Source organism: Clostridium estertheticum, assembly GCF_018861295.1.
Lineage (GTDB): Bacteria > Bacillota > Clostridia > Clostridiales > Clostridiaceae > Clostridium_AD > Clostridium_AD estertheticum_D.
The window spans coordinates 1-13172 of the sequence record NZ_JAHLDM010000037.1 but is presented as its reverse complement, the minus strand read 5'-3'; the positions used below and the strand labels follow the sequence as shown (position 1 = coordinate 13172).

Sequence of the window (13172 nt, the reverse complement as noted above, 5' to 3'; positions counted from 1 at the left end):
TACATATAAATACTTATATATATTATGTTATATAACTGTATTGACATGATTAGTGCATTGTGATAATATTAACAAAACGAGATAAGGGGGGAAATACAATGGAATTAACAAAAAAAAGATGGGGTATTTTGATTGCCAGCTGTTTTATTAATTTATGCATTGGTTCAATGTATGCTTGGAGTGTATTTGCAGGTCCTATGGCAAAATACTTGAGCCAACTTACTGGTACCACTTTAACTGCTGGCGCTCTTGCGATCGTATTCACAGTTACAAATTCAGTAGGCCCTATTACCATGATTACAGGTGGAAGAATTAATGACACCTTTGGACCCAAAAAAGTTATCTTTGTTGGTGGCTTGCTTTTTGGTGGAGGTATGATATTATCAGGTTTCGCCACCGGATTAGGCTTTTTAGTATTTGCGTATGGTATTGTAACTGGTCTTGGGATTGGAATGGTTTATGGATGTACAATCAGTAATTCAATTAAACTTTTTCCAGACAAGCGTGGATTTGTTGGAGGTGTTACAACTGCATGTTATGGTTTTAGTGCAGTAATAGTACCACCAGTTGCAAATATATTAATCAGTAATTTAGGAGTAACAGCAGCCTTTAAGATAATAGGTGCTACATTCCTAATTATTGTATGTGTTTGCTCATTCTTTATTGATAAATGCCCAGCAGGATTTATTCCTGAAGGATGGACACCACCAGCTTCTCAAGGAAATAAGTTAAATCAAAATGATAAAGATTGGAAGGGAATGCTTAAAAGTCCTATTTTCTATCCAATGGCTTTGATATTGTTATGTGGTGCATTCTATGGGTTAATGTGTTCGGCTCTAGCTTCTCCTATAGCACAAGGCATGATTGGAATGTCAGTTGCTGCTGCAACTACTGTAGTTTCTATTTTAGCATTATTTAGTACAGGTGGTCGTGTTATTGCAGGTTATGCCTCTGATAAAATTGGTAGAATCAATACACTTACTGTTGCTTTTGTTCTTGCTATAATTGGACTTATATGTCTGTATTTTTCAGGACAAGGAGATGTTACAAGATTTTATATAGGTATTATAATTGTTGGAGTATCCTTTGGCGCATTCATGGCTGTTTTCCCGGGGCTTACTGCAGATCGATTTGGTACTAAGCACAATAGTGTTAATTATGGAATAATGTTTATTGGTTTTGCAATATCAGGTTATTTTGGACCAACAGTAATGAAAAATGTATATGCTGCGGACCATAGTTATCGAAGAGCATTTTTAATAGCTGCTGTTCTCTGTGTTATAGGTTTTGCATTAACTTTTGTTTATCGTTATGTATATAAAAAGGTAACTGCAATTAATATTAGTGATAGTATAACGTCGAAAAATTAATAATTTAACAAATATATGCTTGTTAAAAAATAATAATTAATGAATAAAGGAGAATAAAATTATGGAAAGAAAATATCCAAACCTATGTAAACCAATCAAAATTGGAAATGTGAATTTCAGAAACAGAATGTTTTCAGCTCCAATGGGAGGAACAGATATAACAGCTGATTGCACTATTGGACCTGCTTCAACAGCTTTTTATGAATTAAGAGCTAAGGGGGGCGCGGCATCGGTTACTGTCAGTGAATGTGTGGTTCATCCAGAAACAGAAGGTTCCCATATGTTTCATTTAGATTTGGAAACAGTAGGTTCACTTGCAAGCTTTACATATACTGCAGATGCTATTCGCCGTCATGGGGCAATTGCTAGTGTAGAATTATCTCATTCAGGACAATATGCTGGAACTTATTTAACTGACAAGAATAAAAAACAAGGACTATCTCAATGGGGACCAAGTGCTGCGATTCGTCCAGATGGTCTTCCAGTAAAAGAACTTACTCAAGAATTAATTGATGACATAGTAGCAGCTTATGGAAATACTGCTGCACTCGCTAAAAGAGCGGGTTTTGAAATGGTTATGATTCATGGTGGACATGGATGGTTAATTAATCAATTCTTGTCTCCTTATTTTAATAAGAGAACAGACAAATATGGTGGTTGTCTAGAAAACAGAGTACGTTTTGCACAGGAGGTTATTGACAGTGTCCGAAAGGCAGTTGGGGCAGGCTTCCCAATCGAGTTTAGAATGAGCGGTTCTGAATTATTTGAAGGTGGTTATGATTTAAATGACGGCGTTGAAATTGCTAAATTAATAGAATCAAAAATAGATTTGCTTCATGTATCAGCAGGAACTTACCAAAGAGGATTTGGAATAACTCATCCTTCTATGTTTTTACCACATGGATCTAATGTTTACCTTGCAGCAGAAATTAAAAAGCATGTAAGTGTTCCCGTTGCAACAATTGGTGGTTTAAATGACCCAGAGATGATGGAAGAAATCATAGCTAGTGGTAAGGCAGATGTTGTTGAAATGGCTCGTGCACTTTTAGCTGACCATGAACTTCCGAAAAAAGTTGTGACAAATAAAGAGAAGGATATTGTAAAATGTTTAAGATGCTTTACATGTATGGCAGAACGTGCTATGACATCTACAAGGCGTTGCACTGTTAATCCATTAATTGGACGTGAACTAGGTGGATCAGAAGTTATTCCTTCTCCTCATCCAGGTAAAGTTCTAGTAGCAGGTGGTGGACCAAGTGGACTTAAAGCTGCTATTACTGCTGCAAAACGTGGGCATAAAGTAATTCTTTGTGAGAAATCTGATGAGTTAGGCGGAATACTTAAGGGAGAACAAGCAATCCCATTTAAGTACGAAATGTATGAGTTAGGTGTAACTCTTGGAAAATTAGCAAAGGATGCTGGCGTTGAAATTCGATTGAATACAACTGTTACAAAAGAATATGTTGATAAAGAAAATGTTGATGCATTAATTATAGCAGTTGGTTCAGAACCACTTGTACCGCAAATACCAGGTTTACATGGTGATAATGTAGTTGTTGTTAATGACTATTATTTGGAGAAGGACAAGGTTAAGAGTGAAGTGGTAGTTCTTGGAGGAGGTCTTGCTGGATGTGAAGCAGCAATACATCTTGCACAAGAAGGTAAGACTGTACATCTAGTAGAAATGAGAGCAGAACTTGCTCCAGATGCAAATATTAGGCATCGTCCTATTTTACTTGCGGAAATAGAAAAAAATAATAAGATTCATGTTCATATGGAATATAAGGGATTACGTGTAACACGAGAAGGCGTTGTCTGTACTGATGTAGCTTGCGTGGAACATCTAGTTCCAGGTACTACAGTAATCTGTGCACTTGGACAGAGAGCAAGAAGAGATGTAGTAGAAGACTTAATTGACTGTGCACCTTTTGTTAGAGAAATTGGTGATTGTGTAAAAGCATCTACCATAACAACTGCAATATATCAAGGATATCATGCAGCTCTTGATATATAGGTATGAGGTCTAATCCATGAATAAGTAATATTTTAAGTAATGCAAAATTAAACCCTCAGACTGGATTTCTCTTAAGAAGGAAAATCCAGTCTGAGGGTTTTTAGTGTCAGGAAATGCTAAAAATGCCAGATCAATTCAATCATTTGTAAAAGCCGAATTACTCATTACCTGTCATGAATAAAAAATTAAAAGCATTAGATTGTGAAGCTCTTGAACAAGAATTGGGAGTCTTATATGCTTTCTTGGCATGTCTCATAATGTTCATATGGAAGTCATTAAAAAAATAAAAGCATTGAGAAGAAAATAAATGTATAGTATAATTAATTTGGAAATAGAACAATAATTTACATACTTATTTAAAATTATACAAATAGTTAAATATTAAAACCTAGGAGATGTAACATGAAAAAGATTTTTAAAGCATTTATAATTATGATTTTAGCTTTCGTTGTGTGTATACCTATGCAAACAATGGTACAAGCTAGTACATTTACCAGCATGAGTTCTAAAAAAGATGTGGCAGCTAGTAAGCCGTGGGCAGTGAGTTTTAATAAGGCTTTAAGTCTTCCAACGGTAAATACCACGAATATTAAGGTGGTTGATGAGAATAATAATAACATAGATATTACAGTTGTCCTAACTAATAACAATAAAACTGTAGTAGCTCAACCTGTTAAAAATTATGAATCTGCAAAGACTTACACGTTGATAGTAACAGACAAGGTTAAGTCTAGCGACGGAAAAGTTCTTCCGAGTGAAGTTAGAATGGATTTTACAACCAAAAGTTTACCTACTAAACCAAGTGAGTTTACGGTATGTATTGACCCAGCTCAATACTATAGTACTGTTACCAGTAACAGTGGTGTCAAAGCTAAGGATATAAATCTAAGTACAGCATTAAAACTAGGTACAATACTAAAAGCAAGAGGATTTAATGTAGTATATACAAGAGATAGCGATGCAGTATCTTGGACTCAAAGTGGTGAGGATGATGCAAAAGCACTAATTGCTAAAAATGCAAATGCTGATGTGTTTTTAAGCATAAACATGAATTCGTATACGCCAGATTCTGCTGCGAATGGGATTGAAACATATTACACAACTGACAAAAGTGCGAATAAGTTACTCGCGTCTTCGCTGCAAGCTGAACTAATAACAGCAACAAAAGCTAAGGATAGGGGAATACAAGTAGTAGATAGTACAAGTAATTTTGCAATATTAAATAAGACAAGCTGTCCTGCGTTAGTTGCAGAGTTAGGATTCATAACTAATCCATCTGAAGAAATATTATTAGAAAGTCAGCAGTATCAAAATAATGCTACAAAGGCAATTGCTAATGGGTTAATGAGTTATGCTGGATTTGCCAATACTGACACTACTTATGATAATACTTCAACAGTAAGTTCAGCTGCAGATATACTTGTTAATGTACACGCAGGTGATAAATATACTCTCCCTGCAACTACAAATGTTACTATGAGTAATAATACTAAGAAAACGCTTGGAGTAACATGGCCTAATAATGTATTCAATATAATTGATGCAGGTACTTACAGCTATTATGGAACTATAAACGGGACTAGTATAAAAGTAAAAGCTATAATTACTGTAGGAGCTGCAATTACACCAACTACACCGATTATAATAACTACACCAACTACAGAATTGCAATCTACGGTAATAGGAGAAAAGTTATTTATATATTTGACTCCATCAGCCAATATTGTTAGTACACTAAAGGCAGCAGTAAAATTGCATGATGGAGTAACAATAAACAACTGTGTTTATTTTTCAAGCGAGGCAATGCGAAGAATAAGTGTACCAGTACCTATAGGGGTATGCAACACACATCAATATTTAAATTATTTAAATAGTAATAAATGGTCAAAAACAAAGGATATTAAAAAACTTGCACCAGGAAGCCTTTGCTTTACAACAAATGATGGTACTGGATATCCTACACATACTTTTGTATTTATGGGATGGGTTAATGACGGAGATTACACTTTAGCATATGTTGCAGACAATCAAGGACAAGCTGTACATACACGAAGTATGGTAGCAACAGGTAATACAGATGCTTTCGCCTTCTTTATGTCCAAATAAATATAAAAATTACCATGCACTCTTGTGACTTTAGTGATTAGCAAATTTATTTCGTTCATAAAAATCATTTAATACATCTATGAATCACCTTTATATACATACATATATAGGTGGTTCATTTTTTATATATTAAATGCTAAAGAATATGAATTACAAAGAACTTGAGAAAGAAAGGCTTATAAAAATAATAGAGGAAAAAGAAAAGTTTAATTCGTGTTTTAATAATTACATCCTTTTTTATCGTATAATTAAGACAAAATAGAAAAGCTAAATATACAAGTTAGTTATTGTGATAAAATGATTGTAAATAAAAATAATACCTTACATGGAGTTGATATTATGAACTATAAACAGGCTCAAGATAAATTGAATGATGATAAATTTAGCCATAAATGTATCTTAGTTAAAGGGGATTCGGCAAGTGGCAAAACAACTCTTGCAACTACTAAATACAGGAATCTGATAGAAAATGAAAAGGTTAAAAGTTCAAATATATTATGTTTATTTATGAATAAATATCAAAATATAACATGGACCAAAGAGATGATTTTTAATACTTCTGGTGAGATTAGAAAAAGCTCTTATTATGGATTTATTAGGAGAGAACTATCCCTTTATTGGCCTTATGTAGTAGAGGGTTGCAAGGAAATAAAAATTAACATATTAAAGCCTGAGTTTGCATCTTTTGATGCTACCAATTATGCTATGAAAGCCTTAGTAGAACATTTTAGAAAAGCTAAAGGATACTTTCAGGATATAACATCAACTTCTTCAAAAATAGCATCAGATTTAATAACGAACATTAATAATGCTGCACTATCATTAGTCCCTTTCAATGAAATAGGAACTAGACTTTATAATTCATTAGAAGTAAATGATTTCTTAATTAAAGAAACATATAATCAATTAGACGAAGTAACTATGTATTATATTTCAAAATTACTCTGTAATGGTGTTGTAGATTATGGACTATCATTTTATTTATATAATAATTATTTACTTCAGGATTCAAGATATAATAGTATAAATAATATAAAATATCTTATAGTAGACGATATAGATGAATCATCCCCTGCAGAGCAAGAATTGATATTTAAGATCATTAATAATGTGGACAGAGCGTATTTGTTTTATAATCCTAAAGGGGGTTTATGTAGTTATTATGGAGCTAATACTGATTATTTGAAGAGTAAATTAACTATTGGACATCACGAGATTATTTTAGATAATCATTTTTGCTGTAATGATGATTTTATTAATCTTTCTAGAATAATAGATAACAGGGCTCACAATCTCTTTATGGAGGACAAAATAAATGAAGATGTCCCAGCCTTTATAGATATGACATCACAACTAAGATCAGAAATGGTCCAAAAGATAATGTTAAAAGTTGAAGAGCTCTTAAATCAGGGACTTAAACCAAGGGATATAGCAATAATATGTCCATTTAATGATTTCATTATTTCCTATGAGCTTTTGAAAAAAGCTAAGGAATTAAATATATCAGTTATGGAGACTTCTAAAAAGGATAGATTTATAGACAATGAATATTTACATCCTTTAATAGTACTCGCAGTATTGTGTAATGATTACAAAAGTATCTTTTTAACAAAGGAAGATTATAAAAACTTTTTTTCTTTTATGCTAAGGCTAGATGTTATTCGAGGGTCTTTGCTATATCCTTTTGTAACTGAAAGTGGACTTCAAGATATTAGTCTCGATATTGAAGAGAGAGTAGGCAGCGAGGCAGTAGGTAAATATAATGAATTAAAAGGGTGGATAGAAAATTATAAAGTTAATTTAATGAATCACAAGGGTTCCCTTGGCGAATTTTTTAGAAAAGCATTTTCAGAGGTTCTTATAAGCTTACCAAAAGTTAAAGAACATATAGAGGACTATATAGGTTTATATGAAAGCTGTGAAGGTTTCATAAATACTTTAGATAAATTAGAATTTAAAGGGAAATCTTCAGAGGAGAGGTTTATAGAATTTATTAGGGGAGAGGGAAGTGGATTTTACTGCATGAATGAGATTCAGAAAATGTTATTACAAGATAATAGTATAGTTTTAACATCTCCTTATACTTATTTGACCTCTAATTTAAGTAGTAAGGTTCAGATATGGACAGATATTAACAGTAATATCTGGTCTCCTAGAAATGCCCACGAATTATCAAATTCGTATGTATTAAAGAGTAATCGAAATAGTAATGACATGTATACCGAAAGAGAAGAAAATAATAATGTTTATGGAATTCTAATGTCTGTGGTTAATTGTTTATTAAGAAAATGTAGTGGTGAATTATACATATATGGTAGTGAATATTCTTTAAGTGGATTCCAGCAAGAAAGTAAATTTGCAGATATACTTATATAAATATTGAGTGAAAGAGGTGAAACCATTGATAAAGGAGATAAATACAGCGACGGAGTCGATGAATACAGCAACGAAGTCGATGAGTAATGAAGTTAAAAAAATAGTTTATAGGGATGACCAGTTGCCTATAATGTTGTATCGAGGAGGAACTATGGCAGTGCCAGCAGTTCCAGGTGCGGGAAAGACTTTCATAATATGTAATCTAGTATGTGAAATTATAAATGATAAGGTGCATAAACCTGGTAAAATACTTATAGTAACTTTTATGAATAGTGCAGTTAACAATTTTAAACATAGAATCTCTATGGTGTTACAAAATAAGGGTATAAATGCAACGAATGATTATGAAGTCATGACTATTCACAGTTTAGCACTGAAAATCTTAAAAGATAGACCAGATGTAATGGGTGTTAATGAGGAATTTAAAATATTGGATGATGTTAATAAAAGTTTATATTTAAATAATTGCATATCAATGTGGCGAAGGAAAGGTGGAGAGGCTGTATTTAAGAGGATGATATCGGATAAATCCTTAAATAAATACGGGGGGAAACAAGATAAGTGGTGGAATGATTTTTTTACAACAGTTGATACGACTATTGGTGAATTAAAGATAAATGACATTTCTCCTGAAAAATTAAAGGAAGATATAAAATCATTAGATCAAAATAGTATTTTAGTACATATATCTGAAATTTATGATACTTACAGTAAAATTTTAAAAAGTGAGGGGTATATAGATTATAATGATTTGCTAATTCTTGCGTATAAACTTTTAAAAACTGATGATACAGTTAGGGAAAAGGTGCAAAAAAAATATACCTTTGTCTTTGAGGATGAATGCCAAGACTCTAATTTAATTCAAGGAAAAACACTAAGTTTAATTTCAGAGAAAAGTGGTAATTTAGTAAGAGTTGGGGATGTTAATCAAAGTATAACAGGAACATTTACAGCGTCTGACCCTGAATATTTTAGGGAGTTTTGTGGCAAGGCAAATAATGCGTTCAAAATGTTTATGGCGGGGCGTAGTACAAATCATATTATTAATTTAGCAAATGAACTAGTTGAGTTTACAAATAATAAGCATGGAGAAGAAAAGTGTAGAAATGCATTAGTAGATCAAAGAATTAAAAGTTTGGATGATAAGCTTGAAACCTGCCAAGATAACTATGGTATAAGCGCTATGATTTGTAATTCAAGAGAAGAAGAAACTAAAAAGGCAGTTCGTGTGGCTATGAAATTTAAAGAAAAATTTCCTGGGAAAACCTGTGCAATATTAGTTCCTTTTAATAATCAAGTTAGAGAAATAGCAGATATTCTTAGAGATTCTAATATCGAATGTGATGAGTTATCAAATAAATCAGATAAAAAAATTAAAGTTACGATGACACTAGGATATATACTGCAATTTATTTCAAGGCCACAAGAAAGTGTTTTATTTAAAGATTTAATTAAGAATGTGTTTTGCGAGGAACAAAATGAAGAAAGTGAAAAATTATTCAGTTTTATTTGTGGTTATGATGTTGAAAAACTGATGTACCCAAGTTGCGGCAAAATAAATGAACTGGACATTCCAGGAGAAATATTAAACTCTAAGGTGTATAAACAATTTATAAGTTCTATGGATTTAATTAAAACAATATTTGAATATCCTCAGACACATTTTGATAGATTAATTTTATATATTAGCGATGTTCTAAATTTTACGCTTGAAAACAGAGCAATGGCAGAGGCAGTTGCGTCTTATGTTAGATTTGCGTCTAAAGATAATAGTGAATTTTCCTTAGCGTTTGTAGCAGAGCAATTGCTAGATGGAAAGAATGGTATACTCGATCATATCTCAGGTATAATATACGACTTAGAGGGGTATGAACCATCCCCTGATAGAGTAACAGTATCAACTTGTCATAAAGCTAAAGGGCTAGAATGGGATTGTGTATTAATATTAAATATTACATCTTATCAATACCCTTATATGACAACTGATAAATTTAAAGACTACTATTATTTAAAGGATGAATTTAAAAATCCAACAGTTCTCTGCAAAGCCCAAATTGCTAAAATTTTAGGTGATAATATTTGTGAAGATCCATTAAAAGAAGCTAAAATACAAATAATAAATGAAAAAATAAGGCTTTTATATGTAGGGATAACAAGAGCCAAAGAATATTTAATTTTAATGGCAACGCAGTCTAATGAAGGAAAATGGAATGAAGATAAACCATCAAAATATTTTTATGTTCTTCAAGATTACATAAATAGTCAAAGGGGTGTTTTATAAATGTTAGACATTAGAAAATTAAATCATGTCTATTATAGTCAAAATCTTTTAAATACTTTTGATAAATGTCCTCTTAAATTTAAAATAAAATATTTGGATAATATTAGATGGAAAAAAGATTCAATAGATGATGAAGATTATTATGAAAATATGAACATGGGACTGGATTTTCATCTCATATGTCAAAGATATTTTTCAAATATTCCTTTGGTTATAAATGAGAGTAATACTGAATTACTCCACTTTACAAAGTCGCTTCAAGAAAAATTCACTATTATAGATGAAAATATATATTTGCCAGAGTATGAAATTAAAATGAGAAAAGACAATATTAGGATTCAAGCAAAGTATGATTTAATAATTATTAAGCCAAATAATAAAATAGAAATATGGGATTGGAAGACAGAAAATAGGAAACTTGATTATAGTGAAGTAAGTAAAAGAATGCAGGCTATTGCTTATATGTATATAGTAGGAGAAAGGTCATTAGAAATATTTGATAGAGAGATACCATTTGAAAATATAAGTATGAGTTTTTGGCAACCTCAGTTTAAAGAGGATATCATCACTATTAATTATTCAAAGAGTAAGCATAAAATATATGAAGAAAAAATTAGGTCGATAACACGTAGGCTTACTAATTATGATTTTAGTTTAGATTTTAATATTGAATTGTATAGAAAGATGTGTAAGTATTGTGAATTCGCAGGGGATACCCAGGTATGTGATGCTTTTGTGTAGCTTTAGAAAATGATGCTTCGCATATAGATTAGTATTTTTTATGTAACGAAAAAGTGCACATAATTATAATAAAGCTCATATTATATATAGCAATGTATTAAATTAAGGTAAAATCATTTTATTAACAAAAATGAACAGAAAGGAGAAAATAATGATAGAAGAATGCAGTAATTCTGCAACAACTTCATTTAATGTCCCATGGGTTAAAAGCGATCAGTTAGACTATCCACCTGATGCCCTTGTCACACTCACTGGTGGTGGATGGATTAGAGATACAGAGGTTGAGTTAGAAATTATTAATACTTTATATACAGATGAGACTTATCATAATATGGCAAGGGTACAGGTAACAGATGAGGGCTCAATCCGCTTTCAATTTAATTTGCCAAGTTTTCAAATTAGTAATTATGGGATTACTGCTACTGGTCTTACCACAGGACACATTGCAACAACAACATTTACCGACTCAAGTGGAAGTTATACATTAAAGTGGAGCGCGGCCGATCCAGCTGTCAACAATGCACCGTATTTCCCAACATATCCTAAAGTACCACCTTCAATGGTCACTTGGCCACTTTCAGGTAGGCAGAATGATCCTTTGACAGATGCAGTTGCTTATGGTCCAAGTTTCATTCCTGCCGACTTTGATGCAGTTTCTTCTCTTTCACCAAAGAATATGGCATTTGGACAGGTGGTACCCTTCGAACTTGAAATCAAAATTTCTGGATCAATAGCACCTGAGAATGGCATTATTACCTTTAGTCCTTATTGGCTTACCAAAACCACTAGCGGAGGAAATTTTGGGTTTGATCCAAGCTATGGAGTTATCGCCGCCTTTGTGGATTATGGTGACGTAGGCACTGTAGACCCCCTTGGAAATGCAAAAGTAGATACTTTCTCGTGGAGCATTGCAAATCCTGGAACAAATAATGAGCAAATTGTAGGAAATATTACAGCCTCGGGTCTTGATAATGGTGACAATATTATCGTTGAGATTTGGGTAGTGTTAAAGAGTTCAATTCCATCTGGGATAACTGGAAATGTCCAGACTGGTTTGGCTGGGGCAAACACTGGACCAACTCTCGGCGGCGGATCAAGGATCAGCGTCGGAAACCAAACTGTTCCACTACTTCAGGTAGGTACATTCTTTACTAACGATGCTGATATCTCTATAACAAAGAGTGACAACCCTGATCCTATCATTGCCACCAATATTCTCACATATACGCTCACAGCAACGAACAATTCAACCAGCGTAGTAGCCAACAATGCTGTGGCACGTGATACTATTGGTTCAGGAATGACTTATATCCCAGGGTCTGTCATTGTAGTTGGTGCATCTGGGCCGGTGACTCCAACCTTCTCATCAGGTGTACTTACAGTACCTTTAGGTGCGTTGTCACCAGGGCAAGTGGTTACTATAACCTTCCAGGTTCAGGTATTAAATGTTCTTCCTATGACAGGTCTTCCCAACGCACACGACCGCATAAATACAGCCACAATTACTGCCCTGAATCCTGATCCCAATACAAGCAACAATACTGCTATCGAGTATACTGGTGTAATTCCGGCTGTGCCAGCATTATCACTTGCAAAGATTGCAGGTCCATCAACCTACAGTCAGATAGGGGAGGTAATAACTTATACTTATCAAATTACCAATACCGGTAATGTTACACTTTCTGGGCCCTTCCATGTAACAGATAGCAATGCAACAGTAACTGTTACTCAGCCACCTGGCAACATTTTAACACCTGGTCAGTCTACAACGGGAACTACTACCTACACAATCATCCAATCAGATATAGACAGAGGTTATGTAACTAATACTGCTACAGCGAACAATGGCACCATTTTCTCTAACCAAGCTACTTCAACGGTAACATCCGTTCAGCAGCCACAACTCACACTTACGAAGATTGCAGGCTCATCAACCTACAGTCAGATAGGGGAGGTAATAACCTACACTTACACAATAACCAACACCGGCAACGTTACAATTAATGGACCATTCAATGTAATTGACAACAAGGCAATTGTAACTCCGCCACTAAATAGTAATTTAACACCTGGTGAATCTACAACAGCAACTGCTACCTATACAATCACACAATTGGATTTGGATGCTGGTAATGTTACCAATACAGCTACAGCTACAGCAGACAATGGCACTATTTTATCTAATGAAGCTACCTCAACGGTAACATCAACTCAGCAACCAAAGCTTACACTTGTTAAGACTGCGGGTCCATCAACCTACAGTCAGATAGGGGAGGTAATAACC

At 33.4% G+C, this 13172-nt stretch carries 7 protein-coding genes; all 7 read left to right on the top strand.

Annotation, left to right across the window (positions count from 1 at the left end):
• The first annotated feature begins 98 nt into the window (after positions 1 to 98).
• Complete coding sequence (locus tag KPL54_RS23555) at positions 99 to 1370, top strand: L-lactate MFS transporter (protein WP_216108939.1); 1272 nt, start codon at positions 99 to 101, stop codon at positions 1368 to 1370.
• A gap of 61 nt (positions 1371 to 1431) precedes the next feature.
• On the top strand, positions 1432 to 3384 hold the full coding sequence (locus KPL54_RS23550; protein WP_216108938.1) for an oxidoreductase: 1953 nt from the start codon (positions 1432 to 1434) through the stop codon (positions 3382 to 3384).
• 402 nt (positions 3385 to 3786) lie between these two features.
• The gene (locus tag KPL54_RS23545) at positions 3787 to 5490 is read left to right on the top strand and encodes an N-acetylmuramoyl-L-alanine amidase (protein ID WP_216108937.1); all 1704 of its coding nucleotides are present in this window, start codon (positions 3787 to 3789) and stop codon (positions 5488 to 5490) included.
• Positions 5491 to 5829: 339 nt separating this feature from the next.
• Positions 5830 to 7866 (top strand): hypothetical protein, encoded by a 2037-nt coding sequence (locus KPL54_RS23540; RefSeq protein WP_216108936.1) that lies wholly within the window; start codon positions 5830 to 5832, stop codon positions 7864 to 7866.
• A 25-nt stretch (positions 7867 to 7891) separates the two neighbouring features.
• Positions 7892 to 10147, top strand: coding sequence for an ATP-dependent helicase (locus KPL54_RS23535; RefSeq protein WP_216108935.1), 2256 nt, complete (start codon positions 7892 to 7894; stop codon positions 10145 to 10147).
• Positions 10148 to 10888, top strand: a complete 741-nt coding sequence (locus KPL54_RS23530) for a PD-(D/E)XK nuclease family protein (protein WP_216108934.1) — start codon at positions 10148 to 10150, stop codon at positions 10886 to 10888.
• Between the two features lie 151 nt (positions 10889 to 11039).
• Positions 11040 to 13172, top strand: a 2133-nt coding sequence (locus KPL54_RS23525) for a DUF11 domain-containing protein (RefSeq protein ID WP_216108933.1), incomplete at its 3' end; no start/stop codon positions are given.

Coding starts and splice junctions, on each gene's coding strand:
- KPL54_RS23555 (WP_216108939.1), top strand. CDS start 99: ATGGAATTAACAAAAAAAAGATGGGGTATTTTGATTGCCAGCTGTTTT.
- KPL54_RS23550 (WP_216108938.1), top strand. CDS start 1,432: ATGGAAAGAAAATATCCAAACCTATGTAAACCAATCAAAATTGGAAAT.
- KPL54_RS23545 (WP_216108937.1), top strand. CDS start 3,787: ATGAAAAAGATTTTTAAAGCATTTATAATTATGATTTTAGCTTTCGTT.
- KPL54_RS23540 (WP_216108936.1), top strand. CDS start 5,830: ATGAACTATAAACAGGCTCAAGATAAATTGAATGATGATAAATTTAGC.
- KPL54_RS23530 (WP_216108934.1), top strand. CDS start 10,148: ATGTTAGACATTAGAAAATTAAATCATGTCTATTATAGTCAAAATCTT.